Origin of the sequence: Labrys sp. WJW, from assembly GCF_001676615.1 — a bacterium.
GTDB classification, from domain to species: domain Bacteria; phylum Pseudomonadota; class Alphaproteobacteria; order Rhizobiales; family Labraceae; genus Labrys; species Labrys sedimenti.
The window spans coordinates 12,775-39,520 of the sequence record NZ_LYXZ01000049.1; the positions used below are offsets into that span (position 1 = coordinate 12,775).

The following is a 26,746-nucleotide window of genomic DNA, read 5'->3' on the forward strand; positions in this document are numbered from 1 at the left end:
GCTGACATCTTGGAAACGCAGCCCTTGCTGGCAAGCAGAATGTCAGCCAGGAGGCTGACAATCCGCATATCCTGCGCTCTTTCATGCAAACGCAACTGTCGTCCTAAACTCGACCTTCATACCATTGCGAAGCTGTCGGGATCCGGGCCGATCTTGCCCTTGGGGTCGTCGAGCTTCTCGATGGCGGCGATGTCCTCCGGCGCCAGCTTGAAATCGAAGACCTGGAAGTTCTCGACGATACGGGCCGGCGTCACCGATTTGGGAATGACGACATTGCCGATGTCGAGATGCCAGCGCAGGATCACCTGGGCAGAGCTCTTCCCGTATTTCTTGCCGATGGCCGTCAGCGCGGGGTCGCTGAGCAGCGTACCCTGGCCGAGCGGGCTCCAGGCCTCGGTCGCGATGCCCTCCTTGGCGTGGTAGGCGCGCAGGGCCTTCTGCTGGAAGCGTGGATGCAGTTCGACCTGGTTGATCGCCGGCACCACACCGGTCTCGGCCTTCAGGCGCTCGAGATGGGCGATCTGGAAATTGGAGACGCCGATAGAGGCGACGAGCCCCTCCTCGCGCAGCTTGATCAGGGCCTTCCAGCTTTCGACATAAAGATCGCGTGAAGGCACCGGCCAGTGAATGAGATAGAGATCGATCGTCTCCAGGCGCAGTTTCTTCAGGCTGGCCTCGAAGGCCCGCAGGGCCGTGTCATAGCCCTGGTCGCCGTTCCACAGCTTGGTGGTGACGAAGATGTCCTTGACGGGAACGCTGGAGGCGGCGAACGCGTCGCCCACGCCGGCTTCGTTGCCATAGATGGCGGCGGTGTCGATCGAGCGGTAGCCGGCCTCGATCGCCGCCGTCACGGCGGCGTTCGCGCCGTCATTCGGCACCTGCCAGACGCCGAAGCCGAGTTGCGGGATTTCCTTGCCGTCATTGAAGCGGATGGTCGGACTCATGGGGGATCTTTCCTGAAATCGACGAAGGGAAGAAAGGGATGATGGCAAAGCGCCGGCTCCGTTCCCAGGAAGGCGGATCGCCGGCAGGAGGGATGCGGCCGCTGAGGCTACATCCCTCATCTATGGTCTGGTTCGCGAAGCGCAACCGCCAGCCTCATTGAAAGCCGGCGATACCATGCGGGACATAGGGGGCTTCGAGCGTTGCGATTTCCTCGCTTGTCAATTTCAAGTCGAGTGCTGCGACGGCATCGGTGAGGTGATGCGGCTTGGAGGCGCCGACGATCGGGGTTGTCACACCGCTCTTCTGCGCCACCCAGGCGAGGGCCACCTGCGCCCGGGACACGCCGCGCGCCTTGGCGATGGCGGCCACGGCCTCGATGACCCTGCGGTCGGCATCCTGCGTGGCGTCATAGAGCGCCGTGCCGACATTGTCGCTCTGCTGGCGCTCACTGCTCTCGCTCCAATCGCGCGTCAGCCGGCCGCGGGCGAGCGGGCTCCAGGGCAGGACGGCGATGCCCTGGTCGTGGCAGAGCGGCAGCATCTCGCGCTCCTCTTCGCGATAGAGCAAGTTGAGGTGGTCCTGCATGCTGACGAATTCGGTCCAGCCATGAAGGCGGGAGGTGTAGAGCGCCTTGGTGAACTGCCAGGCATGCATGGAGGAGGCGCCGATATAGCGGGCCTTGCCGGCCTTCACCACGTCATGAAGGGCCTCCAGCGTCTCCTCGATCGGCGTCGACGCATCCCAGCGATGGATCTGGTAGAGGTCGACATAATCGGTGCCGAGACGCCGGAGGCTGTTGTCGATCTCGGCCAGGATGGCGCGGCGCGACAAGCCCTCGCCATTGGGGCCGGGGCGGGTGCGAAAGAAGATCTTGGTCGCCAGCACGATCTCCTCGCGCCGCGAAAACTCCTTGATGGCCCGGCCGACGATTTCCTCGGAGGTCCCGTCCGAATAGGTATTGGCGGTATCGAGGAAATTGATGCCGGCCTCGATGGCCTGGCGGATCAGGGGGCGGCTCTGTTCCTCGGGCAGGGTCCAGGCATGGTTGCCACGATCGGGATCGCCATAGGTCATGCAGCCAAGGCACAGGCGTGACACTTCGAGCCCCGTCGAGCCGAGCTTGACGTAATCCATGGATGAAAACTCCTCGCTGAAAATCTATTTCGGGCGGCGCCATCCGAAGGGCCACGCGAACCGACTAATCCCGCTACTCGATGGATTGGATCGATTGTGAAACGGCCGAGTGTCGAAGTCCAGCTTCAAAGCAGGGCAGAATGACCCGCCGACGTTCGCGCGGTACCCGGCCCGGATGAGTTGGGCTTGGGCATTGAACCAGACGTTGCGGGCATTGAAGGGAAACGCCGTTTCCCGACCGGCGGTATGACTCCTTCGATGGTCGGCATCGATATGGCCTCTGGCGAAGAGCTCGAAGCTGCCGATCACTTGCAGCAAGGGCTCCGGCCCCCCGATCAGAGGATCAACGGGCTCGCTCGCCGAACATCACCAAGGCCGCGGCGCCGACCAAGCCGGCATTGTCGCCGAGGGCGGCTTTCACCACCGGCACGTCGCGGAAGGAGGGCAGGGCGTTGCGCCGGATGATTCCGTGGATCGCCTCCGCCATCAAGTCGAAGCCATGCGAGACACCGCCGCCCATCACCACTTTCTCGGGGCTATAGAGATGGATGAGGCTGACAAAGCCCTCGCCGAGCAAATTGGCTTCTTCGTCGAGGAGCGCGAGCGCCGTCGCATCGCCGCCGCGGGCGGCTTCGACGATGTGCCCGGCGGTCGGCGCCGCCAGGCGCGCGAGGCTGCTGCCGGGATGAGCGAGCGCGGCTTCGCGTGCGCGCCGGTCCAGCGCGGTGCCGGCCGCGTAGGCTTCGAAACACCCGACGGCGCCGCAGCTGCAGCGCGGTTCGTCCCCAGCCGGACGGAGATTCTGCGCCAGGCGGAAATGGCCGACATGGGCGGTCATGCCGCGCCTGCCATGCAGGAGCCGGCCATCGCTGACCACACCACCGCCGATGCCGGTGGAGACGGTGACATAGAGGAGATGGTCGAGCCCGCGGCCGGCGCCGAAACGCCATTCGCCGTAGCAGGCGGCGATGGCGTCGCCTTCGACCACGACCGGCCGGCCGAGCACGGCGGAGAGTTCGTCGCGCAGGGGGAAGTCTTCCCAGCCCGGCAAGGTCGGCACATGGATGAAGGTGCCGGTGTGGCTGTCGAGCGGGCCAGGCGCGCAGACGCCGATACCGGAGAGCGAACCGAGGCTCTCGTCGTCGGTCACCTCATCGATGAGGCGGCGGAATTGCGCCATCACGGCTTTCGGGCCACCGGCCACATCGGTGCGAGCGGCGGCGCGCCTGAGCACGGCGCCGGTATCATCAACGAGGGCGGCGCGCACCTGCGTACCGCCGAGATCGATGCCGATGGCGCGCCGAACCATGGGTCAGGGCTCCCGCTGCAGGCCATGGACCCAGGCGATGCGGGCGGCCAGATCCGGCGCACCGAAGGCCAGAGACCCCATCACGATGGTCTCGGCGCCGGCGAGACGCAGATTGGGCACGGTGTGCTCGCGATTGCCGCCATCGGAAGCGAGAATGATGCGGTGCCCGGCCTTCCCCGCGATCAGCTTGCGGGCTTCGCGCAGACGCGCCAGGGCCGAATCGTCGAGGCCGACGCCCTTGATGCCGATCAGGGTGCCGAGCAGGGTCAGCATATCCAGCCGGTCGAGGAAGGGCTCCGCCGCCGCCACGGGCGTGTGGAGCTGCAGCACCATGCCGGTGGCAAGGCCGTGCTCGCGGATGCGAACCAGCGCCGCGTCGGCATTGGCGTTCTCGGCATGGATGCTGATCAGGTCGGCGCCGGCTTCGGCGAATTGGTCTATCTGGTCGAGGAGGATGTCGTCCGTCGTCATCAGGTGGACGTGAATTGGCTTGGCGGTGACCTTGCGCACGGCCGCCGTCAGGTCCGGAAAATAGAGCAGGGCCGGCGAGAAATGGCCGTCCGCGACATCGACATGGAAGATGTCGACATGGGGCTCGACCCGGGCGATGTCGTCGGCGAGACGGCCGAGATCGGCGGACCAGAGCGAGAATTCGGCGAGGAGGCGGTCGGCGGGCAGGGCCTGGAGCCAGCCGGAAGCGGGTTTCATGCAGGAATCTCCGAGAGAAACTGCGCCAGAGCGGCGCGAAAATCCTGGACGTAGCGCGGCTTGTCCAGTGCCTTGGGGGTGATACGGGCGAGCCGGGCGCCGGGAATGAGCGCGGCGAGCGTCTCGGCATGGCCGAGCGGGTGGATGGCATCGACCTCTGTGCCGATGACGAGCGTGGGGATCCTCAGGGCGGCGATATCGGCGCGGGAGACGCCGGGTCCATCCGCCGAAATGCGGGCGAGCAGGGCTGCGGTGACGGCCTGGGGCTCCCGTGTGAAGAAGCTGCGCAGCGAGGCGAGGTTGTCCGGGGCGCCGGCGGCAAGATCGCGCGCCGTATCGGAGGCCTCGAACAGCGCCCTTGCTTCGGCGGCCTCGTGGCCCGCGAGCAGCGCGCCGACCTGAGCATTGGGCGCCATATTGGCGGGGCCGGCTTCGGCGATCCAGGCCGGGCGGGCCAGCACCAGTGCCCGCACCAGGTCCGGCCTGGTGACGGCGAGGCGCAGGGCGATCGCCGCGCCCATCGAGATGCCGCCGAGGACGACCGGGCCGAGCGCCAGGCTGTCGAGCCAGTGCGCCAGGTCGTCGGTGAAGGTTGCGATCGAGAGAAGCCCGGTGTCGCCGGCGTCCGAGCCGCCATGGCCACGGCATTCGAGCGTGAGGCAGCGCGCCGGCAGCTCGAAGGGAAAGATTTCGGCCGGCTGGGCAGCATCCCCGCACAGGCCATGCTGGAAGACTACGGGCACGCCGCTGCCGCGGTCATGCACCGCGAGGCTGAGGTTGTCGCGCTGGAAGTGCGTGTTCATCGGATCAAGCGCCCCGCGGTGCGGTCGGCCTTCTCCCCTTGCGGGAGAAGGTGCCCCGAAGGGGCCGATGAGGGGTCTCGCTACGCGGGTCGAATGTGGTGCAACACCCCTCATCCCCCTGCCGGGACCTTCTCCCGCAAGGGGAGAAGGGAGTGGTTCTGCGGGGTTCGGCGCCCCTCATCGCGCAATCACCTCCGCCAGCTTCCGGCCGAGAAACGCGGCAACCTCTGCCGCCTCCCCGGCGGCGAGGCCATGAGTGACCAGGGGACCGTTGAAGCCGATGCGAGCGAGGCCGGCGAGATAATGGTCGTAGTCGAGCACGCCCTTGCCGGCCGTGGTGAAACCGCCGACGGCATCCCTGTCCTTGGCATGGGCCATGACGATGCGGTCGGCCAGGAGGTCGATGGCCTCGGAGACCAGGCGCTGCTGCTCGGCGAGCGAGGCGATCTCGAAGAGATTGGCCGGGTCGAGGATGATCTTCAGCCGGGGGCTCGCCATCTCGTCGATGATGGCGCGGGCCTTGGCGGCCGAATCGATGACATTGGCCAGCTCCGGCTCGATGCCGAGATCGACATCGTGCCGCTCGGCGATATCGAGCGCCGTTTCCAGGCTGGCGGCGAGATCGCGCCAGGCCTCCGGCGTGGCGTTGTCGGGATGGCCGCGCCACTGGTCGTCAGGATCGCGCGTGCCGGTACACAAAGTGAGCAGGCGGGTCCTCATGCCATGGGCCGCACCGGCGATGATTTCAAGGCTGTCATGGCCGCGCCAGCGCTGGGCCGGATCGGGATGGATCATGTTGTAGGTGGCGGAGACGGCTGCGACATCGAGCTTCTGGCCGAGAGCAGCAACATGGACCGCCTCGGCGACGCCGTCCGGAATGGCCGGGGGCATGGAGGGCAGGCCCGAGCAGGCCATGTTGTATTGCACGCTGTCATAGCCCGCCGCACGGGCGGCGGCCATCACCGTTCCCGGCGTGTCGCCGGGGAAAGTCTTGGCAAAGATGCCGAGCCGCATCACAGCTCTCCCTTGACGTCGGCGAGCCGCACGGCACGGCCCTCGCGAACGGATTGGGCGATGGCGATCATCGCCCTGACAGAGGCGACGCCGTCCTCGATGTTAGCACCGCGCATCGGCGCGCCCTCGAGGATGACGTCGGCGAAGCCCTCCAGCTGCCGGCGGTAGAAATGGCCGTCCGCACCGAGCACGCGGGTGGTGGCGCCGTCCTTCTCGCGGAAGATGTCGACGTCGCTGCTCTTGTAGTACCAGGGGTTATAGGTCTTGCCGAGCACGCTGCCATGCTCGCCATAGATCTGGAAGCCCTCGTGCCAATCCATGCGCACGGCTACGGTGAGGTCGAGATGGCCGAGCGTGCCATTGGCGAAGGCGATGTCGACGAACCAGCAGCGCGCGCCGAAGCGCTCGGAAAAACGCGCCTCGACCTCGACGATCTCGCCGCCGAAATAGCGCGCGGTGTCGACGAGATGGCTGCCATGGGCAAGCATGTAATAGCGCTGGAGGTCGGCCTTGGGATCGCCGGCCGGCTTGCGGGCCTGCTTGCTGGTGACCATCAAGGGCTGGACGGCATCCGTCATCGGGTAGCGATGGGTCGAATCGCAATACCAGGCCTTGAGGGCGAGCATCTCGCCCATTTCCGTGTCGATGAAGGCCTTGGCCGCTTCCAGCCCGGCATCGAAGCGCTTCATATGGCCGACCTGCAACACCTTGCCGCTGGCAGCCACGGCGGTGCGCAAGGTTTCCACTTCCTCGACGCCGACGCCGATGGGCTTTTCGCTGAGCACATGCTTGCCCGCTTCCAGCGCGGCGATCGAGGCCGGCACGTGGAAGGCGTCCGAGGTCGCCACGATCACCGCATCGAGTTCGGGATCTGCCAGCATGGCGGCATAGTCCGAAAAGGTCTTCTCGGGCTGGTGCGTCCAGGCCATGCGCTCCAGCAAATCGGGTGCGACGTCGCAGATGGCGTAGAGGTCGGCATTGCGCGCCTTGGTGCAGCTCTCGAAATGAGCGGCCTGCGCGATCGGGCCGCAACCCAGCACGCCGACCTTGAGGCGGCGCTCTTCCTTCTTCGGCATGATGGAATCCTGCGATTTCTATAATTTATTTATTATCTAAACAAATATGATGTGCAAGGCTTTTGGTGCTATCGGTACCAGGATGCGTGGCGATGGGACAAAATTGCCTCGAATGGCAAAGGCGCTTGCAAACAAGGCCATAGGAGTCTCTGGAGAATAGATGAAGCGAATGGGCTCAACCTTTGTCATTGCCGGGCTTGACCCGACAATCCGGCCTGCCCTTCGAGACATCGAACGAGGCGCCGCTGGATGCCCGGGTCAAGCCCGGGCATGACAGGGGTGGCTGAGGTGTCTTCGTGATTCGTAATGATACTGCCAAATCGCGAAGCGCCGTCGAGATTCGGGTAGAGTGAGATCATGGCTGACCAGACCTTCGCGCGTTATGTGAACGAGCGGCGTATTCTCACCCAGTTGCGCCTGCAAGGGGCGATGCCCCGGGCCGAACTCGCCCGGCGTCTCGGCCTGACCCCCGCCACCATCACCAACCTGGTCGAGAATCTCACGGCCAGCTCTCTCCTGGTCGAGCGGCGCACCTCTCGCGAGGACAATGCGCGCCGGGATGTCGGCCGGCCCGGCGTCGACATCACCCTCAATCCGAGCGGCGGCTACTTTCTCGGGGCCGAGATCGGCGTCGGCGTGGTGCGCTTTGCCCTGATCGACCTGGCGCTCGGGGTGGTCGACAGCCGTACGGCCCGCCTGGCTCATCCGGTTGGCCCGGAGGCGGCGGTCGATGCCATCGCGACCTATGCCCGCGGCCTGGCGCAGCCCTTGCGCTCGATCGGCATCACCGTGCCCGGCCTGGTGCGCTCGGACGGCTATGTCGTGCACCTGCCCATGCTGGGCTGGAAGGATCTCAACCTGAAGGCCCTGGCGGAGCAGGCGCTCAGCGCGCCTGTCTTCGTCGAGAACAACGCCCATGCCGCCGCCTTTGGCGAGGTTTATACCCAGCCCGGGCTGCAGGCAGATGCCATCGTCTATCTCAAGCTCGGGGCCGGCTGCGGCGGGGCCGCCATCGTCAACGGGCGCCTCGTGCGCGGAGCCGGCGGCACGGGCAACGAGTTCGGCCATATCCGCATCCGCGAGAGGGGCCCGCGCTGCTCCTGCGGGCAGGAGGGCTGCCTGGAGACCTTCGTCAACATTGCCGCGCTCGACCGGTCCTATCGCCCCGGCCAGGGCTTCGGCGTCGACAGTCTTTCGGCGCTGCCGGCGATGGTGGCCGCCGCCGCCCATGCCGGGGATCGCAACGCCGGCGCGGCCATCGACGAACTCGCGGACCATCTCATCATCGGGCTGACATCGCTGACCAACATCTTCAACCCCAGCACGATCGTGCTCGGCGGCGCCATGCGCCCGGTGCTCGCCGCCCGCCTCGACAGGTTGTCGCAGGCGGTCGGCGCCGGCATCGTGCCGGGGATGACGAAACCGCAGATCCGCTTGTCGACCCTGGGCGAGATGGAATGCGCTATCGGTGCCGCCACCATCGCCCATCATCAGGATTTCGACGTTTCCAACATCGAGATCGGCGGCTGATGCCAGGTGCGGCACCTGGCTGGGGATCCGAAGTCAGGATGCTTCCTCGTCCACCTGAACCTGCGCTGCCTGCTGCGTGCCATTGATGGTTGCCGCACCATAGAAGCCCAGTGCGGACGCCGCGACGCAGAGCACCACGGATACGCCGACATTGATCAGCGCCCGCACGGGCATGTTCATGTGCAGGAGTTCGAAGGTCTGCAGGCTGAAGGAGGAGAAGGTGGTGAAGCCGCCGCAGATGCCGACCATGAAGAACAGCCGCCAGAGATCGGGCAGGGGCGCCCGGCCATTGGCGATGGTCAGCGTGCCGAAGAAGGTGATGGCGAAGGAGCCGGCGATGTTGATGAGGATGGTGGCCCAGGGCAGGTTTTCGCTGTAGGGCGCCATCAGCAAGCCGATCCAATAGCGTCCCACGGAGCCGATGGCGCCGCCGATGGCGATCATGATGGTGTTGGCGAGCACGGGTGACATGGATGCTCCGAAAATTCGGTGAGAGAGATGAAGGTTTCGGCGGCAATAGGCTGGTCCGATGAGGGGTAGCCGGGGCTTAGGCCCAATGCGGATCATTCAGCAAGGAAACACTACGATTTGTCATAGCCGGGCTTGACCCGGCTATCCAGAAACCCGCGACTTGAACGGACTCCGGGCTGGATTGCCGGGTCAAGTCCGGCAATGACAAGGATAGTGCAAACGCGAAGGCGCTCTAGTGAACGGTATTGGGTTTAGGCCACCGCCAATCTGAAATCCCGGCAATGCTTGATTCACGGCGGAATCAGCCCCAGGCGCCAGGCGATGGCAAGCCCGAGCAGGCCGAGAAAGGCCAGGACGAGCCAGATTCGGAGAAGCAGGAAGGGTATCGGCCGTCTTGGTCGCGAAGGGCGCATGGCATACCTCCAGGGAGATCGCTGCGGCACTTCGACGAAAGCGGGAGCTGGGACGAACTCCTACCGGCGCGAAGCACCTGGTAGGAGTCATCAGCCTTGCGGCGGTTTGGGGGGACTCCATCCCCTATCGATGCCCCACAATACGGCCCGGGCCCCGGCGGGGTCAAGTCGCCGGCGGCAGTTCCAGCCTGTGCGAGATGCCGATGGCATCAAGGAAGCTCTCGTCGTGGCTGACCACCAGCAGGGCGCCATCATAGGCACGCAAGCCTGCTTCCACCGCCTCGATCGCATCGATGTCGAGATGATTGGTCGGCTCGTCCAGGATCAGCAATTGCGGCGGCCGCTCTCCGCCCAGGACGCAGGCGAGGCCGGCCCGCAGCATCTGCCCGCCGCTGAGGCTGCCGGCCTTCTGGAGAGCCGCGTCTGCCCGGAACATGAAACGGGCCAGCGCGGAACGGCAGGCATTCTCGTCCGATTGCGGATTGAGCCGCTTGAAATTGTCGCGGATCGTCTCCTGCGGGTCGAGCAGACTTACCTCCTGGTCGAGCAGGGCGAAACCGGGAAGGACCTGCACCTGGCCTGCCTGCGGCCGGAGGCGGCCGGTAATCAGGTCGAGCAATGTCGTCTTGCCGCTGCCGTTCGGCCCGACGACGGCGACGCGCTGCGGCCCGGCGAGCGTGAAGGAGAGGCCGTTCAGGATCGGTTGCCCCGGCTCGTAGCCGAACTGCAGCGCATCGAGGTGCAGGACGATCCTGTCGGCGGGCAGGCCCGTGGGCGCGAGCCTCACCGACAAGGGTTGCAGGATCTCGAGGCGCTCGCGCGCCTTGGAGAGGGCCTCTGTCGCCTGTGACTGCTGGCGTTCGGCCAGGCGAGCGCCGGCACCTCCGCTCTTTTCGCTGCGCTCCTTCTTGGCGTCGAGGAGCAGCAGGGGCGCATCGCCCTTGGCCCGGGCCTTGCGGCCCGCACTGTCCTTGCGCGCCTTGCGTTCCGCCGCGATCTGGGCTTTTCGCTCAGCCGCGTCGAGCCGCTTCTCCGCCTCGCCCAAATCGTGGCGGGCGGCCGCCAGTTCCAGGGCCTTGCGCGCCCGATACTGGCTCCAATTGCCGCCATAGACGCCGGCGCCGAGCGAGCTCAGCTCTACGATGGCGTCCATGGTCTCCAGCAATTCGCGATCGTGGCTGACCACCAGCGCCCCGCCGCGCCAGCCGGCGAGCAACTCGATGACGGCCTTTCGGCCGTCCCGGTCGAGATTGTTGGTCGGCTCGTCCAGCAGCAGGAAGTCCGGCTCGGCGAAGACCAGCGCTTCCAGGCCGATGCGGGTGCGCTGCCCGCCCGAGAGCATCGTCAGCACAGTGTCGGGTTCGATGGGAAGGCCGAGCCGGGCGAAGGCGGCCGCGAGGCGGGCCTCCAGTGTCCAGTCAGCCTTGGCGAGCTCCTCGGCGCTGGCCTGGCCCGATTCTGCCCGGGCAAGCAAGGCGAGGGCGTCCGTCACGCCGAACAGATCGGCGACGGTCTCCTCCGGGCCGAACTGGACGGCCTGGCGCAGGCGTCCCAGGCTGCCATGGACGATGATACGTCCGGAGCGGGGCTGGAGGTCTCCCGCCATCAGTTTGAGCAAGGTCGTCTTGCCGACACCGTTGCGGCCGACGAGGCCGGACCGTTCGGGGCCGAAGCTCAGGTCGAGCCCGGAGAACAGCGCATGGCCGTCAGGCGTGGACCAGGAGAGATTGGAGAGCGTGATCGAAGCAGGCATGAGAATGATTGATCCCTGACACAAGGCAAAGCGGCGTTGCGTTCAGGTTCAGATCCATTGCTTCTCACTCACCGGGGTTGACGACGTCTCCTATCTAGGAGGATGGGCGAGCCTGCGCAAGGTCTCCGAAGATCGGGTTCGCCCGCAGGCGTTCCACGGCAAAGTCGACGAAGGAGCGTACCTTGGCGGAGGGAGCCCGGCCACCGGCATGCACGATATGGATCGGCACCGGCTCTTCCTCGAACTCGGTCAGCACCGTACAAAGCGTGCCTTCTTTCAGGGCCGCATCGACCTGATAGGCGAAGACGCGCACCAGCCCCCAGCCCGAGATGGCAGCCGAGATCCCCGATTCGTTGAGATTGCACATCAGCCGCGGCTGGATGCCGACATGGATCTTCTCGTCGCGGCCGAAGCGCCATTCCAGCCGCGGCCAGGCGCCGATCCTGGCGATGACGCTGTGGCCGGCAAGGTCGGCCGGATTGCGCGGCTGGCCATGCTCGGCGAGATAGGCGGGCGAGGCGCAGATCACCCGCCGCATGCTGCCGACGCGGATCGCCGTCAGCTCCGAATCCGGCAAATGGCTGATGCGGATGGCGACGTCCATGCCCTCCTCGACCAGATTGGTGATGCGGTCGAGAAACAGGGTCTGCGCGCTCACGACCGGATGCCGGCCGAGATAGTCCATCACCACGGGCAGGATATGGAGCTGGCCGAACATCACGGGCGCGGTGACGATCAGCGTGCCAGTCGGCGTGGTGTAGGAACCGGCGGCGGCCGCTTCGGCGTCGGCAAGGTCGGCCAGGATGCGCTGGCAGTCATGCAGGTAGCGTTCTCCGGTCTCCGTGAGCTTGAGCGACCGGGTGGTGCGCACCAGAAGCTGCGCGCCGATGGCATCTTCGAGAAAAGCGACGGCCCGGGTAACCGCGGGCGGGCTCATGAACAGGCGACGGGCGGCCTCGGCGAAGCCGCCGCTCTCGGCCACCTTCACGAACACCCGCATGGCCTGCCAGCGATCCATGACGCCTCCCTTTTCTGATTGTTTCGATATCTGGAATGATGCCTTCCAATCAATCGATATTCTCTATCTGTATCGAAATGATCAAAATCCTCCGATAGCGCCGGTATCGGCGTGGAGGTCAGCCATGAAACTCTATCATTATCCCTTGTCGGGCCATTCCCATCGGGCCCACTTGTTTCTGTCGCTGGTGGGCGTGCCGCATGAATTGGTCGGCGTCGACCTGAAGGCCGGCGAGCACAAGACGCCGGATTTCCTCAAGCTCAATACGCTGGGCCAGGTGCCGGTCCTGGATGATGGCGGCGTGATCGTGCCCGATTCGCTCGCCATCATCGTCTATGTCGCCCGCAAGCTCGGCCTGGAGAACTGGCTCCCGACCGAGCCGTCCGCTGCGGCCGCCGTGCAACGCTGGTTCTCGGTGGCAGCCGGCCAGCTCCGTATGGGGCCGGCCGCCGCTCGTTTGATCACGGTCTTCGGGGCCAAATACGATGTCGAGCAGACATTGGTGGCAGCGCACGCCATCCTCAAACTGATCAACGAAGAATTGATCGGACACGATTGGATCGTTCTCGACCGCCCGACCGCAGCTGATGTGGCGCTCTACAGCTACATCGCTTCGGCCCCGGAGGGGAATGTCGATCTGACGCCCTATCCGCAGATCGGCGCCTGGCTGGGCCATGTCGAGGCCCTGCCGGGCTTCGTGCCGTTCCAGAAGACCGCAATCGGCCTGGCCGCCTGATTCTTTCCTGGGACCGCCAGCATCCTGCTGGCTCTTCTTTCTTCGGAGCATGGTGTGTCCAAGAGCCAGCAGGATGCTGGCGGTCCCAGGAGTGTCTCGGCGGGGCCGCGTTTCATCGTTTCTGGAAAGGCAAATGTCATGGATGGCAATGTCGATGTTGCCACGGATTCGCCGTGGCATGAGGGCGAGCTAGCCCTGCAGCGCCGGGCCGGTGCTGCCGAGCGCATGGATATGGTCGGGCGGCGCGTGCTGCGCGACCATCTGATCGAGCAGCATCGCGAATTCTACCCGCTGCTTCCCTTCATCGTCGTCGGAGCCGCCGATCGTGCCGGCGAGATCTGGGCGACGATCCTGGCCGGCCGGCCGGGATTCCTCCATTCGCCCGAGCCCCACACGCTGCATGTGGAGGCTGCGGCTGCTCCCGATGACCCCGCGGCCTCTGGCCTGGGGAATGGTGCCGCGATCGGCCTGCTCGGTATCGAGCTGCATACCAGGCGGCGCAACCGGCTCAACGGCACGGTGCTGCGCACCGGCCCCGATGCCTTCGACATCGAGGTCGGCGAGAGCTTCGGCAATTGCCCGCGCTATATCCGCTTGCGCGACTTCAGCTTCACGCGCGATCCGGCCGCGGTTTCCACGCTGCCGGCCCAGCACTTCGATCGCGTCGAAGGTTCCGCGGCGGCCCTGATCGCCGGTGCCGAGACGCTCTTCATCGCGTCTTCGGTGGTGGGCGCGGACGGGCACCGGCAGGTTGACGTCTCCCATCGCGGCGGCAGGCCGGGCTTCGTGGCGATGCAGGATGACGGCAGCCTGCTGATGCCGGATTTTGCCGGCAACCTCTTTTTCAACACGCTGGGCAACATCCTGGTCGATCCGCGCTGTGGCTTCACCTTCGTCGATTTCAAGAGGGGGGACCTGCTCCAGCTTTCGGGGGACGGTGAGGTGATCCTGGAGGGGCCGGAGATCGCCGCCTTCGAAGGTGCCGAGCAGTTGCTGCGGTTTCGGCCGAAGCAGATCGTATGGCGGCCGGGCGCCCTGCCGCTGCGCTGGCATTCACCCGAAGGCGGTGCCTCGCCGCATTCGCTCGCGACGGGGAACTGGGACGAGGCGCGCGCCGTGCTGAAAACGGTCTTCAGGCAACCTTGAGCAGGACGATCAGCGCGTAGCTGATCACGCCGAGGGCGAGCAGGGACAGAATCACCGTCGAGGTCACGCGCGGTCCGGCCTTGGCGACGGCGCGGATGTCGACCGTGAGGCCGAGCGCGGCCATCGAGACGATGGTGAGCGTGTTGGCCGCCGAGGCGATCGGCTGCAGCGAGGCCTGCGGCAGGAGGCCGAAGGAGCGCAAAGCCATCATCGCCAGGAAGCCGATGATGAACCAGGGTACGATCTGGCTGAGGCGGGGGCGCGCCTGGGCGGGCATGCCCGCTGCCGAGGCATCCGCCTTGCGCCTGATATCGCTGACGAGGGCCAGAATCACGATGACCGGGCCGAGCATCAGCACCCGGGCGAGCTTGACCAGGGTGCCGATCTGCACGCTGAGGGCGGCGACGGGCGCGGTGGCGGCGAGAACCTGCGGCACGGCATAGACGGTCAGTCCGGCGAAGACGCCATATTGGCCTGGGGTGAGGTCGAGGGCCGGCACCAGCAGCGGCAGGCCGATCACGGCAACCACGCCGAGCACGGCGGTGAAGGCGATCGAAGCGGCGACGTCCTTGCCGTTGGCGCCGATCACCGGCGCCGTCGCCGCGATGGCGGAGTTGCCGCAGATCGAATTGCCGCAGGCGACCAGCAGGGCCATGTTGTGCGGCAGGCCGAAGGCGCGGCCGATGCCGAAGCTCAGCATGATCGACACCATCACCACGCCGGCAATGCCCGCCATCAGGCCGAGCCCGGCATCGGCGATGGCAGCAGCGCTGACCGAGGCGCCGAGCAGGACGACGGCGACCTCGAGCAGGGTCTTGGCGCCGAAGGTGATGCCGCGATCGAAGCGGGCATGCGGCTGGGCGAAGGTGCGGATCAGGGCGCCGATCAGGATGGCGAGGACGAGAGCCTCCAGCCAGGCCTTGCCGAACAATGTGGTCTCGATGAGCTCGGCGGCCATGGCGAGGGCGGTGACGATGATGCACAGGCCTGCACCGGGAAGAATCCCGCGAAGTCCCGTCATGTCGCTCAACCGGCTGCCGAGTTTGCTGCTCATGATCCACCTGCAATTCACAGGTTTCTTCTGCCTTATTGGCTCTGTTCAATCCATTTCAAAATAGTGTAGAGATCATTCGATTAAATCGAATGATTGGTTTGAGGAGGTCAAATGGCCGCTGACGGCTCGGATTTGTCATGCCCGGGCTTGACCCGGGCATCCAGGCTAGATCACCGGGTCAAGCCCGGTGATGACAAGCGAAGCGTTTCCTTGTTTCCTGTTCACCATCTTTGCGGATCGCAAACGCAGCGAACGATCGCGAGATGACCCTGGAACAATTGCGGATTTTCGTGGCCGTGGCCGAGCGCGAGCACCTGACGCAGGCGGCGGGCGAACTTCACCTCACGCCCTCTGCCGTGAGCTCCGCCATCCGCGTGCTGGAGGATCGTTATGGCGCGGCTTTGTTCCATCGCGTCGGCCGCCGCATCGAGATGACGCCGGGCGGGCGGGAATTCCTGCCGACGGCGCGGGCGACGCTCGCTTCGGCCAAGGCGGCGGAACTGGCTCTGTCCGAACTCGGCAGCGGGGCGCGGGGCTCGCTGGTGGTGCATGCCAGCCAGACCATTGCGAGCTATTGGGTAGCGCCCTTCCTGGCGCGCTATCACGACGTCCATCCACATGTCGATCTCAGGCTGGAGATCGGCAATACCCTCAGCGTCACCCAGGCCGTGCTGGAGGGGGCGGCCGAGATCGGCTTCATCGAGGGCGCCATCGACGAGCCGGCCCTGTCGGTGCAGACGGTGGCGCATGACCGCCTGATCGTGGTGGTGGCGCCGGGCCATCCCTGGGCCGACGGGCGCACGGTGCGGCCCTATGACATCGCCACTGCGCGCTGGATCATGCGTGAGGAAGGGTCGGGCACCCGCTCCGTCTTCGAGGAGGCGTTGCGGGGGCGGGACGTCGATCCGGCCGCCCTCGAGATCGCCCTGGTGCTGCCGTCCAACGAGGCCGTGCGTTCGGCGGTGCGCTCGGGGCCTTTTGCGACCGTGATGTCGGAATTGGTGGCGGCGCCCGATTTGCAGGCGGGGCGGCTGGTGCGAATCGCCTTCGACATGCCGCCCCGCGCCTTCCGCATGCTGCGCCACCGCGAGCGTTACCGCACCAAGGCCTCTCAGATGCTGGAGATGGTGATCACCCAGACCGGCGGGTGAGATCGTCTCTCAGCCGCCGCTGGTCGCGGGGAGCCGGGTCAGCCAATAGCCGCCGGCGAGGATGGTGAGGCAGCCGAGCCCGGCCTTGAGGTCGGGAACCTCGCCGAAGGCGAGGAGGCCGAGCAGGGCGGCGAACACGATCCAGCTATAGCCGATCGGCCCGGCCACGGCGATGTCCGCGAGCCGATAGCCCCTGATATTGCAATATTGGGCGAGGATCGCCACTGGCCCGAGCATCAGGCAGGCCAGGATCGGGCCGGGACCGACGCTCTTCCAGCTCAGCCAGGCCGGCACCAGCATCAGGAGGAAGCTGAACAGGTTGACATGGGCCAGCATGGAAAGCGGCGTGTCGCCCTTGGTCAGCCGTTTCACATAGATGATCTCGAATGCCATCAGCACGGCGCCGAGCAGCGCCATCGCCGCGGGGATGGTGACGTCGCCGAACGGCGTGGTGGCCGAGTGCTGGCCGATCACCACCGCGAGCGCCCCGAGGCCGCAGGTGAGGCCGGCCAGCCAATGGCGCCAGCCCACGGTCTCACCCAGCATGACCACGGCAAGCGCCACCACGAAGATGCCTTCGAGCAGGCCGATGGCGCTGGCGGCGGCAACCGGCATGTGGGCGGCGGCATAGATGGCCGACAGGCCGCCGAAACAGCCGAAGCAGGCGCGCAGGAAATGCTGGCCCGGCCGCGGACTGCGCAGGCTAACGAGCGAATGTCCGCCAGCCTTGGCCACGACGAGCAGGGTGACGAAGCCGCTGGCATAGCGCAGCAGCAGGATCTGAGGGATCGCGAGCAAGGGGCCGGCAAAACGGCCCGAGGCGAAGATCAGGGTAAACAAAGCGGTGCCGATCAGGAGCCAGAGGGCACCCCTGGCGTTGGCACTCATGCCGGGCGCCCCGGCCAGCGGCGTTGATTTTGCTGCAATCGTCATGCTTGATGAGGTCACAGATTTCATCCCTGCAAACAAACGCGTTCTTTGATTGCTGCATGAGGAAAATCGATGCAGGCGCCTCGTCGTCTTCCATCCCTCAACGCCGTGCGCGTCTTCGAAGCGGCGGCTCGCCTCGGCAGCCTGAAGGCGGCGGGCGAGGAACTGGGCGTGACGGCCAGCGCCGTCAGCCACCAGGTGCGCCATCTGGAGGAAGGGCTCGGCGTGCGCCTGTTCGCCCGCTCCAACAATGCCATCGAGCTGACGGCGGAGGGCGCCCGTTTTGCGGCAGCGACCGCACCGGCGCTCGACATCATCGCCTCGGCAGCCTCGGCGCTGCAGCGCGACGCCAACGAGGTTCTCGTGCGCGCCTCGGTGTCGCTGGCCTTGCGCTGGCTGATTCCGCGCCTCGGACGCTTCCGCCAGGCTCATCCTTCCATCCGTGTCCGCCTGGAGACACCGGTCTCGGCCATGGCTGATCATGACGATATCGATCTCGTCATCGGCTATTCGCGCGCGGAAAATCCCGTCCAGGGAGGAGCAGTGCTGTTCGACGATGTCTGCGTCGTGGTGGCCGCACCCGATGTGGCCGCCCGCTATCGCGATGCCGGTGCCGCCGAACTGGCTGCTTCGGGAGCCCTGATCTCGGCGACGCAGGACGACTGGGACTGGCGCCGCTGGGCAGAGGTCAATGGCGTCGAATGGCGCGAGGTGCGCATGGCCAATCGCTTCGAGATCGACGATGCGGCTTGGGAAGCGGCGAGCGCGGGCCTCGGCATGACGCTGGCCTCGCCGCGTCTGATCGAGCGGGAACTACGCAACGGTCTGCTTGCCGTCGTCGGCCTGCAGGAAGGGTTGCTGCTCGGCAATTACTGGGTGCGCGCCCGCCCGCCCATCCGCCGGGGCGCGGAACTCTTCCTGGCCTGGCTGCTGGAGACCGCGGCCGAGGCCGCCTGAGAAGCTGCGCCGGAAGGCAAAGTCCGCCCTTGTCGGGGAGGGGATTGGAGCGCAAGCTCATAGGGAACGACCGCTCATCTCTGTCTCGGAACTGTCGACCGGGGACTGCATCATGCCGGAAATCATCAGCATCAAGGGCCTGGAACTTCGCTTCCTGCACAGCAAGGCGGACACGTGGGGCAGCCTCGATATGTTCGAGATGGTCGTTCAACCACACGCCCGCATGCCGGTCGCGCACTATCACGAAAGCTGGGATGAAACGGTCTATGGCCTCGAAGGCGAGATGACCTTCCGAATCGGAGACGGCGAAGTTGGATTGAGTGTGGGAGAGACGCTCTTCATCCCGCGCGGCACTGTCCATGCCTTCCGCAATGACGGGCCGGTGCCGGCGACCTGCCTCGTCGTGCTGACGCCCGGCGTGCTCGGCATCGACTACTTTCGCGAAGTGGCGGCACTGCTGGCGTCCGACACGCCCGATCTTGCCCAGATGGGCGCGATCATGCGGCGATACGGGCTGGTGCCTGCTCCCCTGAACTGAAGCACGCTACTTGCCGATCGGCAGCAGTTCCAGGAAGGCCTGGCCGGCGGGACTGATGTCCTGCTTGCGAACGGAGGCATGCAGGTCGCGGCGCAGCGGCGGCGTCAGCCGGCGGACTGCGAGGCCGCTGGTGTCGTCCGGCAAGGTGAGGTCGGGCATGACGGTGAGGCCGATGCCCTCGCGCACCATGCCGAAGATGGTGGCATTGTCACGCACCAGGAACAGGATGTTCGGCTTGCTACGGGCTGCCGCCAGCGCGTCGTCGAGCTGGCGGTTGCCGCCTCCGCCCGAAAAGATGGCGCGCTCGCCATCGATCGCCTCCAGGCCGATCGAGGCGTTCTTGGCCAGGGGGTGGCCGCCGGGCAGAATCAACACGAAATCGTCGTTGGCGACGATGGTATTGTCGAGTTCGGGATGCGGTTCTCCGCTGATGCCGATATCGACGGCGTCGGCAAGCACCCAATCGTTCACTTCCTCGTCGGTGCCCAGATGCAGGGTGATGCCGGCTTGCGGATAGAGCGCCCGGAACGGCTTGAGCCAGCCCGGCAGCAGTTTGGCTGCCGCGCTCTGCACCGAGCCAATGCGCAGCGTCGTACCGGAAAGCTTGTCGCTGGCCTTGGTGACGGCGGCCAGGCGCTGGGCGCCCGCCAGCAGGGCCTGCGCCTCGACCAGGGCGGCTTCGCCGAGATCGGTGAGCTTCACGCCGACGCGCGTGCGGGTCAGCAGCTTGGCGCCGAGGGCATCCTCCAGCCCGGCGATCGCCTGGCTCACGGCCGATTGGGTGAGGTGGATGCGCTGGGCGGCGGCGGTGAAACCGCCGGTTTCGGCCGCGGCGACGAAACAGCGCAACTGGGTGAAGGTGATATTAGGATGCATGATCGATGAAGCCTGGCGAAGCAGTTCTCCTAATATGAGGGGTGCCAGCCTTCTTGCCTAGCGCGGGCGCCGGCCGCGGGCGCCGCTGTCGCCTCTTTCTTACGAGCCGGATGCGCGGGCTGGCGCTTTGCGCTATGACGAGGCGTGAAACGAGGGATCGGGCAGGGGTGATGGCTGACGCGGCAGCGCCCGAAGACAGGCCGAAACTTGGGGTTGCAATGGCCGTCAGGAGAAGCTCGCGCACGCTATGGCGGCGCCTCGTCATGGTTGCGATCGGGCTCGCTGCCCTGCCGGTGGTGCTCACCATCGTCTATACGGTGGTGCCGCCGATATCGCTGCCCATGCTGGGGCGCTATCTCACCGGCCAGGCCGTCGACAGGCGCTGGACGCCGATCGAGAATATCGCGCCGGTCGCCCGCTTTTCGGTGATGGCCTCCGAGGACGGCCAATTCTGCCGCCATTGGGGCGTCGATTTCGGTGCGATCGCCGATGTCCTGGAGCGCGGCGGTGAAAAGGGCCCTTCGCGCGGTGCCTCTACCATCGCCATGCAGACCGTGAAGAACCTCTATCTATGGCCGCTGCCGGCCTTTGCCCGCAAGCCGCTCGAGGTGCCGCTGGCAGTGTGGACCGACCTGGTCTGGTCGAAGAAGCGGGTATTGGAGGTCTATCTCAACGTGGCCGAATGGGGCGATGGCATCTACGGCATCGAAGCCGCGGCCCAGCATTATTTCAAGAAGCCGGCCTCCAGGCTCAATGCCCGCGAGGCGGCTCAACTCGCCGTGGTGCTGCCCAATCCGATCCGGCGCAGTGCCGGCTCGCCGACGCGGCGCCTGCGCAACCTGGCCGGCCTGATCGTCAATCGTGCCCGCAACTCGTCCGGCTATTTCGACTGTGTGAGATAGGCTATGGAGATTCGGGGGAGGGGGAATGCCTGGGACGGCGGACGTCTCGTCCGCTCTTCCTTCCGGCATGCACTATGCTTCCAAGAGGCGGACGAGACGTCCGCGGTCCCAGGCGTGGCGTTTCCCGCGCGAAAGAATCTCGCTCCAGCCTCTTTCTTCCTGAGTTCTCTTCCTGTATAGGCTGCGCCTTCAATCGATTTTGTCATCGGCCTGTCGTGACTGTCACGGCATCCGCACGCCACGAAGAAGATACCCCAATGGCTGTTCCGAAGCGAAAAACCTCCCGCATGAAGCGCGGCTTCCGCCGTTCCGCTGATGCCCTCAAGGCCCCGACCTATGTCGAGGACAAGGATTCGGGCGAACTGCGCCGTCCGCACCATGTCGATCTGAAGACCGGCATGTATCGCGGCCGCCAGATCCTGACCCAGAAGTCCGACGCCTGAGAGCCGGCGCGGTTCTCCGCGCGGCATCTCGTCCGGGCCGGCTGATTGCCGGCCCTTTTGTTTGTCTTGAGTACGGGCACCGGGGCGGGGCCCCGGAACTTTTCTTGCACTGAAACACGGGACGTAACGCGCAAGCGTGTGGTCGAATCCGACCTCCGATCCGGGATGGCGGAAGGCGTCCTCGCCGCTCTCATTCGAGAACCGTGACAAACGGGGCGGGTTCTGCCGGTGGATTGAGGTTTTTTCGCCGCGTTTTCGGTGTTTCCCTCATGTTGCGTCGGCCAAGCCTGTGTGTTAGGTGAGCGCTCGTGTTGCGGGGGCGGGACCTTGTCCTTCCTGCAACCGTGAGGAAATTCAACATATCCGCCAAGGGGTTGGGCGGTCGGGTGCGGGGAATCCCGGCTGGACTGCTGTTCTCCCGAAGTGGTTTCAGCAGAGAGACACGCGGTGGCAGGGGAAGAACCGATCGTATCCGGCATGGCAAGCCGCTATGCCAATGCCTTGTTCGAGCTCGCCAGTGAGCAGAACGCCATCGATTCCGTTGCTGCCGATCTCGGCCGTTTCAATGGCCTCGTCGAGGAAAGCGCCGATCTCAAGCGCCTCGTCCGCAGCCCCGTCTTTTCCTCCGAAGAGCAGACCAAAGCCGTGACGGCCGTGCTCGAGCGCGCCGGTATCGGTGGTATTGCCGCCAATTTCATCAAGCTTGCCGCCCATAACCGCCGCCTCTTCGCGGTTGGCGACATGATCTCCGCCTTCACCGCGCTGGTCGCCAAGGCGCGCGGACAGGCGAGCGCCGAAGTCACGGCGGCCCAGCCGCTTTCCGACGACAATCTCAATATCCTCAAGGACTCGCTCAAGAGCGCGACCGGCAAGGATGTTACCCTCAACGTCAAGGTCGACCCGAGCCTGATCGGCGGTCTGATCGTCAAGATCGGCAGCCGTATGATCGACGCCTCGCTCAAGACCAAACTCCAATCGATCAAGATCGCCATGAAAGAGGTCGGCTGATGGACATCCGCGCCGCAGAAATTTCCGCCATTCTGAAGGACCAGATCAAGAATTTCGGCCAGGAAGCCGAAGTCTCCGAAGTCGGTCAGGTTCTCTCCGTCGGTGACGGTATTGCCCGCGTCTATGGCCTCGACAACGTCCAGGCCGGTGAAATGGTCGAGTTCCCCGGCGGCGTGCGCGGCATGGCGCTGAACCTCGAAACCGACAATGTCGGTATCGTGCTGTTCGGTTCGGACCGCGAGATCAAGGAAGGCGACACCGTCAAGCGCACCCGCGCCATCGTGGACGTGCCCGTCGGCAAGGGCCTGCTCGGCCGCGTCGTCGACGCCCTCGGCAACCCGATCGACGGCAAGGGCCCGATCCAGGCCGACACCCGCGCCCGCGTGGATGTCAAGGCTCCCGGCATCATCCCGCGCAAATCGGTGAACGAGCCGATGGCGACGGGCCTGAAGGCCATCGACGCCCTGATCCCGATCGGCCGCGGCCAGCGCGAGCTGATCATCGGCGACCGCCAGACCGGCAAGACCGCCGTGGCGCTGGACACCATCCTCAACCAGAAGCCGCTCAACCAGGGCGACGACGAGACCAAGAAGCTCTATTGCGTCTACGTCGCCGTCGGCCAGAAGCGCTCCACCGTCGCCCAGTTCGTGAAGGTGCTGGAGGAGAACGGTGCGCTCGACTACTCGATCGTCGTCGCCGCGACCGCCTCCGACCCGGCCCCGATGCAGTTCCTGGCGCCCTTCGCCGGCTGCGCCATGGGCGAATATTTCCGCGACAACGGCATGCATGCCGTGATCATCTATGACGACCTTTCCAAGCAGGCCGTCGCCTATCGCCAGATGTCGCTGCTGCTGCGCCGTCCGCCGGGCCGCGAAGCCTATCCGGGCGACGTGTTCTATCTCCACTCCCGCCTGCTCGAGCGCGCCGCCAAGATGGGCAAGGACGCCGGTTTGGGATCGCTGACCGCCCTGCCGGTCATCGAAACCCAGGCGAACGACGTGTCGGCCTACATTCCGACCAACGTGATCTCGATCACCGACGGCCAGATCTTCCTCGAGACCGACCTGTTCTACCAGGGCATCCGCCCCGCCGTGAACGTGGGTCTGTCGGTGTCGCGTGTCGGCTCCTCGGCCCAGACCAAGGCGATGAAGAAGGTTGCCGGCAAGATCAAGGGCGAGCTCGCCCAGTATCGCGAAATGGCCGCCTTCGCCCAGTTCGGTTCCGACCTCGACGCCACCACCCAGCGCCTGCTCGCCCGCGGCGCCCGCCTGACCGAGCTCCTGAAGCAGGGCCAGTTCTCGCCGCTGAAGATGGAAGAGCAGGTCGTGGTGATCTATGCCGGCGTCAACGGCTATCTCGACAAGATCGAGGTCAGCAAGGTGAAGCCCTTCGAAACCGGCCTGCTCGCCAAGCTGCGCGCCGAGGGCTCGATCCTCGAGGCGATCCGTTCCTCCGGCGATCTCAGCGACGACGTTGCCGCCAAGCTCAAGGACCAGGTCGAGGCGTTCGCCAAGACCTTCGCCTGATCCGCAAGCACTGATAGGAAGGCGAAGCGATGGCATCGCTTAAGGACCTTAGAAACCGCATTGCCTCGGTGAAGGCGACGCAGAAGATCACCAAGGCCATGCAGATGGTCGCGGCCGCCAAGTTGCGCCGCGCCCAGACGGCGGCCGAGGCGGCGCGTCCCTATGCCGAGCGCATCGACGCCGTGCTGGCCAATCTGGCCGGCTCGATCGCCGATCCGCGCCAGGCCCCGCCGCTGCTGGCGGGCAATGGCAAGGACCAGACCCATCTCCTGGTGGTCTGCACCGGCGAGCGCGGCCTGTGCGGTGCCTTCAACACCGCGATCGCCCGTCTCGCCCGCGAACAGGCGACGGCGCTGCTCGGCCAGGGCAAGACGGTCAAGATCCTCTGTGTCGGCCGCAAGGGCTATGACGTGCTCAAGCGCCAGTTCGAGAAGCACATCATCGAGCTGGTCGACTTCCGCTCTGTTCGTCAGCTCGGCTTCGAGCATGCCGACCAGGTCGGTGTGAAGATCCGCAAGCTCTATGCCGAAGGCGCCTTTGACGTCTGCACGCTCTATTATTCGACCTTCAAGTCGGTGATTTCGCAGATCCCGACCGCCAAGCGCCTGATTCCGGCCGAAGTACCGGCTGTCCAGGAAGGTGCGCAGAAAGTTGCCTATGACTATGAGCCGGACGAAGGCGCCATCCTCGCCGACCTCCTGCCGCGCAACATCTCGGTGCAGGTGCTGCGTGCGCTGCTCGAGAACAACGCCTCCTTCTACGGGGCGCAGATGAGCGCCATGGACAACGCCACCCGCAATGCCGGCGAGATGATCAAGAAGCAGACGATCACCTACAACCGCACGCGCCAGGCGATGATTACCAAGGAACTGATCGAAATCATCTCGGGTGCGGAAGCACTCTGAGACGGTAACGATCGGTAAACGGGAACAAGGAGATTCGTGATGTCTTATACGACTTCTGCCTCGACCAAGGGTGGCCGTGAAGGCCGCGCGATTCTCGACAATGGCGGGCTGGCGCTCGCCATGGCGTTCCCCAAGGAGCTGGGCGGCAATGGCGAAGGCCACAACCCCGAGCAGCTCTTCGCATTGGGCTATTCGGCCTGCTACGGCCAGGCGATCGTGGCCCTCGGCCGCAAGCATGGCATCGACGGCAACACCGCCAAGATCACCTGCCAGGTCACCCTCAGCAAGGACGATGTCAGCTTCGCCCTCGCGGTGGAGCTGAAGGTGCATGTTCCCGGTGCCGATCCCGCCGCCGTCAAGGCGCTGGTCGAAGACGCCCACCAGATCTGCCCCTATTCCCGCGCGACCCGTAACAACGTCCCGGTTACGTTGACCGTCGTCTGACCCGTTTCAAGTATAGAAGAGACTTTTGGAGAACCCCATGGCCAACAAGACCGGACGCGTTGTGCAGGTCATCGGCGCCGTCGTCGACGTCCAGTTCGACGAGCATCTGCCCGAGATTCTGAACGCGCTTGAGACCACCAACAACGGCCAGCGCCTCGTGCTGGAAGTCGCCCAGCATCTGGGCGAGTCCACCGTGCGCTGCATCGCCATGGACGTGTCCGAAGGTCTGGTCCGCGGCCAGGAAGTCACCGACACCGGCACCCCGATCGCGGTGCCCGTCGGCAATGCCACGCTCGGCCGCATCATGAACGTGATCGGCGAGCCGATCGACGAGGCCGGCCCGGTCAATGGCGACGGCGTTCGCCCGATCCACGCTGCGGCGCCCACCTTCGCCGAGCAGTCGACCGAAGCCCAGATCCTGGTCACCGGCATCAAGGTCGTCGACCTCCTCGCTCCCTACGCCAAGGGCGGCAAGATCGGCCTGTTCGGCGGCGCCGGCGTCGGCAAGACCGTGCTCATTCAGGAACTGATCAACAACATCGCCAAGACCCATGGCGGCTTCTCGGTGTTCGCCGGCGTCGGCGAGCGCACCCGCGAAGGCAACGACCTCTATCACGAGTTCATCGAAGCCGGCGTGAACGACGATCCGCACAACCCCAAGGGCATCCAGTCCAAGTGTGCCCTGGTGTTCGGCCAGATGAACGAACCGCCGGGCGCCCGTGCCCGCGTCGCCCTGACCGGCCTGACCGTCGCCGAGAACTTCCGCGACCAGGGCCAGGACGTGCTGTTCTTCGTCGACAACATCTTCCGCTTCACCCAGGCGGGCTCTGAAGTGTCGGCGCTTCTCGGCCGTATTCCTTCGGCCGTGGGCTACCAGCCGACGCTCGCCACCGACATGGGCGCGCTGCAGGAGCGCATCACCACCACGACCAAGGGCTCGATCACCTCGGTGCAGGCCATCTACGTGCCGGCCGACGACTTGACCGACCCGGCGCCCGCCACCTCCTTCGCCCATCTTGACGCCACGACCGTGCTGTCGCGTTCGATCGCCGAAAAGGGCATCTATCCGGCGGTGGACCCGCTCGACTCCACCTCGCGCATGCTTTCTCCGGCCGTGGTCGGCGAGGAGCATTACGCGGTGGCCCGTTCGGTGCAGCAGATCCTGCAGCGCTACAAGTCTCTCCAGGACATCATCGCCATTCTCGGCATGGACGAACTGTCCGAAGAGGACAAGCTGACCGTGGCCCGCGCCCGCAAGGTCGAGCGCTTCCTGTCGCAGCCCTTCGACGTCGCCAAGGTCTTCACCGGCTCGGACGGCGTGCAGGTTCCGATCGAGGACACCGTCAAGGGCTTCAAGGGCATCGTGGAAGGCCAGTACGATTACCTGCCGGAAGCCGCCTTCTACATGGTCGGCACGATCGAGCAGGCCGTCGAGAAGGGCAAGCGCCTCGCCGCCGAGGCTGCGTAACACCGCTAACGGGGGCGCCGCCAGGCGCCTCCCTTCTGGAAATCAAGGACCGCATCGATGGCCAGCTTCCAATTCGAACTCGTCACGCCTGAGAAGCTGCTGTTCTCCGGCCCTGTCGAATCCGTCGTCGTGCCGGGCAGCGAAGGCGATTTCGAGGTGCTGTCCCAGCACGCTCCGGTGATGTCGACCATCCGGCCCGGCATCATCGTGGTCAAGGAAACCGTCGGCGGCTCTTCCCGTCACCTGTTCGTTCGGGGGGGCTTTGCGGACGTCAATCCGCAGGGGCTCACCATCCTGGCCGAGCAGGCTGTTCCGATCGAGGAAATGACCCCCGACAAGCTGAGCCAGGAAATCGCGGCCGCCGAGGCTGCGGTCCAGGCCGCCGTCGACGATGCCGCCAAGGCCCTGGCCGACCTCAAGCTCGGCCAGATCAAGGAATTGCAGAAGGCCCTGAGCTGAGTTCGCTCACCAATTCTTCAAATCGGAAA

At 65.5% G+C, this 26,746-nt stretch carries 28 protein-coding genes and 1 riboswitch; of the genes, 14 read left to right on the top strand and 14 right to left on the bottom strand.

Translation table 11 applies throughout. From position 1 onward, the window contains the following. Positions 1 to 116: 116 nt before the first annotated feature. From BA190_RS26010 to BA190_RS26040, 7 genes are all read right to left on the bottom strand, one after another. On the bottom strand, positions 117 to 944 hold the full coding sequence (locus tag BA190_RS26010; RefSeq protein ID WP_068294691.1) for an aldo/keto reductase: 828 nt from the start codon (positions 942 to 944) through the stop codon (positions 117 to 119). A 154-nt stretch (positions 945 to 1,098) separates the two neighbouring features. Then, positions 1,099 to 2,079, bottom strand: a complete 981-nt coding sequence (locus BA190_RS26015; RefSeq protein WP_068294694.1) for an aldo/keto reductase — start codon at positions 2,077 to 2,079, stop codon at positions 1,099 to 1,101. Positions 2,080 to 2,422: 343 nt separating this feature from the next. Further along, positions 2,423 to 3,388, bottom strand: a complete 966-nt coding sequence (locus BA190_RS26020) for an ROK family protein (protein ID WP_068294696.1) — start codon at positions 3,386 to 3,388, stop codon at positions 2,423 to 2,425. A 3-nt stretch (positions 3,389 to 3,391) separates the two neighbouring features. Next, positions 3,392 to 4,096 (bottom strand): ribulose-phosphate 3-epimerase, encoded by a 705-nt coding sequence (locus BA190_RS26025; protein WP_068294700.1) that lies wholly within the window; start codon positions 4,094 to 4,096, stop codon positions 3,392 to 3,394. Next, positions 4,093 to 4,899 (bottom strand): alpha/beta fold hydrolase, encoded by an 807-nt coding sequence (locus BA190_RS26030; RefSeq protein ID WP_068294703.1) that lies wholly within the window; start codon positions 4,897 to 4,899, stop codon positions 4,093 to 4,095. Before BA190_RS26030 ends, BA190_RS26025 begins: the two co-directional genes overlap by 4 nt. Before the next feature lie 177 nt (positions 4,900 to 5,076). Beyond that, complete coding sequence (locus BA190_RS26035) at positions 5,077 to 5,913, bottom strand: sugar phosphate isomerase/epimerase (RefSeq protein ID WP_068294706.1); 837 nt, start codon at positions 5,911 to 5,913, stop codon at positions 5,077 to 5,079. Beyond that, positions 5,913 to 6,989 (bottom strand): Gfo/Idh/MocA family protein, encoded by a 1,077-nt coding sequence (locus tag BA190_RS26040; protein WP_068294709.1) that lies wholly within the window; start codon positions 6,987 to 6,989, stop codon positions 5,913 to 5,915. Before BA190_RS26040 ends, BA190_RS26035 begins: the two co-directional genes overlap by 1 nt. Before the next feature lie 357 nt (positions 6,990 to 7,346). Here BA190_RS26040 and BA190_RS26045 point away from each other — a divergent pair, with 357 nt between their 5' ends. Beyond that, on the top strand, positions 7,347 to 8,519 hold the full coding sequence (locus BA190_RS26045; RefSeq protein ID WP_068294712.1) for an ROK family transcriptional regulator: 1,173 nt from the start codon (positions 7,347 to 7,349) through the stop codon (positions 8,517 to 8,519). Positions 8,520 to 8,552: 33 nt separating this feature from the next. On the opposite strand, the gene crcB is transcribed toward BA190_RS26045, so the two are convergent. The 4 genes from crcB to BA190_RS26060 all read right to left on the bottom strand — a co-directional run bounded on the left by crcB (position 8,553) and on the right by BA190_RS26060 (position 12,174). Next, positions 8,553 to 8,990 (bottom strand): fluoride efflux transporter CrcB, encoded by a 438-nt coding sequence (gene crcB, locus BA190_RS26050; RefSeq protein ID WP_068294715.1) that lies wholly within the window; start codon positions 8,988 to 8,990, stop codon positions 8,553 to 8,555. Positions 8,991 to 9,280: 290 nt separating this feature from the next. Beyond that, positions 9,281 to 9,403, bottom strand: coding sequence for a hypothetical protein (locus BA190_RS37090; RefSeq protein WP_256390553.1), 123 nt, complete (start codon positions 9,401 to 9,403; stop codon positions 9,281 to 9,283). A gap of 74 nt (positions 9,404 to 9,477) precedes the next feature. Continuing rightward, positions 9,478 to 9,537, bottom strand: a riboswitch (Fluoride riboswitch). A gap of 29 nt (positions 9,538 to 9,566) precedes the next feature. Continuing rightward, on the bottom strand, positions 9,567 to 11,156 hold the full coding sequence (locus tag BA190_RS26055) for an ABC-F family ATP-binding cassette domain-containing protein (RefSeq protein WP_068294718.1): 1,590 nt from the start codon (positions 11,154 to 11,156) through the stop codon (positions 9,567 to 9,569). Positions 11,157 to 11,250: 94 nt separating this feature from the next. Further along, entirely contained in the window at positions 11,251 to 12,174 is a 924-nt protein-coding gene (locus BA190_RS26060) for a LysR family transcriptional regulator (protein ID WP_068294721.1), read from the bottom strand. 124 nt (positions 12,175 to 12,298) lie between these two features. Here BA190_RS26060 and BA190_RS26065 point away from each other — a divergent pair, with 124 nt between their 5' ends. Together BA190_RS26065 and BA190_RS26070 are read left to right on the top strand one after the other, a co-directional pair. Then, positions 12,299 to 12,910: a glutathione S-transferase family protein gene (locus BA190_RS26065; RefSeq protein ID WP_068294724.1), complete on the top strand. Its 612-nt coding sequence runs from the start codon at positions 12,299 to 12,301 to the stop codon at positions 12,908 to 12,910. Between the two features lie 138 nt (positions 12,911 to 13,048). Beyond that, positions 13,049 to 14,056 carry a pyridoxamine 5'-phosphate oxidase family protein gene (locus BA190_RS26070; protein ID WP_068294727.1) on the top strand — a complete coding sequence of 336 codons (1,008 nt, stop codon included), beginning with the start codon at positions 13,049 to 13,051 and terminating at the stop codon, positions 14,054 to 14,056. On the opposite strand, the gene BA190_RS26075 is transcribed toward BA190_RS26070, so the two are convergent. Continuing rightward, a complete protein-coding gene (locus tag BA190_RS26075; protein WP_245314961.1) occupies positions 14,043 to 15,110 on the bottom strand; it encodes a YeiH family protein in 1,068 nt (355 codons plus the stop codon). The two genes, BA190_RS26070 and BA190_RS26075, sit on opposite strands and share 14 nt — an antisense overlap. Before the next feature lie 263 nt (positions 15,111 to 15,373). Here BA190_RS26075 and BA190_RS26080 point away from each other — a divergent pair, with 263 nt between their 5' ends. Continuing rightward, the gene (locus tag BA190_RS26080; protein WP_068294730.1) at positions 15,374 to 16,261 is read left to right on the top strand and encodes a LysR family transcriptional regulator; all 888 of its coding nucleotides are present in this window, start codon (positions 15,374 to 15,376) and stop codon (positions 16,259 to 16,261) included. Positions 16,262 to 16,270: 9 nt separating this feature from the next. On the opposite strand, the gene BA190_RS26085 is transcribed toward BA190_RS26080, so the two are convergent. After that, entirely contained in the window at positions 16,271 to 17,194 is a 924-nt protein-coding gene (locus BA190_RS26085; protein WP_068294733.1) for a DMT family transporter, read from the bottom strand. Positions 17,195 to 17,263: 69 nt separating this feature from the next. Between BA190_RS26085 and BA190_RS26090 the strand changes: the two genes are divergently transcribed. Both BA190_RS26090 and BA190_RS26095 read left to right on the top strand, forming a co-directional pair. Beyond that, positions 17,264 to 18,148: a LysR substrate-binding domain-containing protein gene (locus BA190_RS26090; RefSeq protein WP_068294736.1), complete on the top strand. Its 885-nt coding sequence runs from the start codon at positions 17,264 to 17,266 to the stop codon at positions 18,146 to 18,148. Between the two features lie 112 nt (positions 18,149 to 18,260). Then, a complete protein-coding gene (locus BA190_RS26095; RefSeq protein WP_068294739.1) occupies positions 18,261 to 18,686 on the top strand; it encodes a cupin domain-containing protein in 426 nt (141 codons plus the stop codon). 6 nt (positions 18,687 to 18,692) lie between these two features. Here BA190_RS26095 and BA190_RS26100 read toward each other — a convergent pair whose 3' ends face one another. Beyond that, entirely contained in the window at positions 18,693 to 19,562 is an 870-nt protein-coding gene (locus tag BA190_RS26100; protein WP_068294742.1) for a LysR family transcriptional regulator, read from the bottom strand. A gap of 170 nt (positions 19,563 to 19,732) precedes the next feature. Between BA190_RS26100 and BA190_RS26105 the strand changes: the two genes are divergently transcribed. The 8 genes from BA190_RS26105 to BA190_RS26140 all read left to right on the top strand — a co-directional run bounded on the left by BA190_RS26105 (position 19,733) and on the right by BA190_RS26140 (position 26,717). Then, positions 19,733 to 20,464, top strand: a complete 732-nt coding sequence (locus tag BA190_RS26105) for a transglycosylase domain-containing protein (protein ID WP_082980046.1) — start codon at positions 19,733 to 19,735, stop codon at positions 20,462 to 20,464. A 257-nt stretch (positions 20,465 to 20,721) separates the two neighbouring features. Beyond that, positions 20,722 to 20,907 (top strand): 50S ribosomal protein L32, encoded by a 186-nt coding sequence (gene rpmF / locus BA190_RS26110; RefSeq protein ID WP_068294749.1) that lies wholly within the window; start codon positions 20,722 to 20,724, stop codon positions 20,905 to 20,907. A 447-nt stretch (positions 20,908 to 21,354) separates the two neighbouring features. Beyond that, positions 21,355 to 21,915 (top strand): F0F1 ATP synthase subunit delta, encoded by a 561-nt coding sequence (locus tag BA190_RS26115; RefSeq protein ID WP_068294752.1) that lies wholly within the window; start codon positions 21,355 to 21,357, stop codon positions 21,913 to 21,915. Next, positions 21,915 to 23,441, top strand: coding sequence for a F0F1 ATP synthase subunit alpha (gene atpA, locus BA190_RS26120; RefSeq protein ID WP_068294755.1), 1,527 nt, complete (start codon positions 21,915 to 21,917; stop codon positions 23,439 to 23,441). The genes BA190_RS26115 and atpA overlap by 1 nt, the downstream gene beginning before the upstream one ends. Before the next feature lie 29 nt (positions 23,442 to 23,470). After that, positions 23,471 to 24,346, top strand: a complete 876-nt coding sequence (locus BA190_RS26125; RefSeq protein WP_068294758.1) for a F0F1 ATP synthase subunit gamma — start codon at positions 23,471 to 23,473, stop codon at positions 24,344 to 24,346. 39 nt (positions 24,347 to 24,385) lie between these two features. After that, the gene (locus BA190_RS26130; protein WP_068294760.1) at positions 24,386 to 24,790 is read left to right on the top strand and encodes an organic hydroperoxide resistance protein; all 405 of its coding nucleotides are present in this window, start codon (positions 24,386 to 24,388) and stop codon (positions 24,788 to 24,790) included. 37 nt (positions 24,791 to 24,827) lie between these two features. Continuing rightward, complete coding sequence (gene atpD / locus BA190_RS26135; RefSeq protein WP_068294763.1) at positions 24,828 to 26,258, top strand: F0F1 ATP synthase subunit beta; 1,431 nt, start codon at positions 24,828 to 24,830, stop codon at positions 26,256 to 26,258. Positions 26,259 to 26,315: 57 nt separating this feature from the next. Further along, a complete protein-coding gene (locus BA190_RS26140; protein ID WP_068294766.1) occupies positions 26,316 to 26,717 on the top strand; it encodes a F0F1 ATP synthase subunit epsilon in 402 nt (133 codons plus the stop codon). Positions 26,718 to 26,746 lie beyond the last annotated feature (29 nt).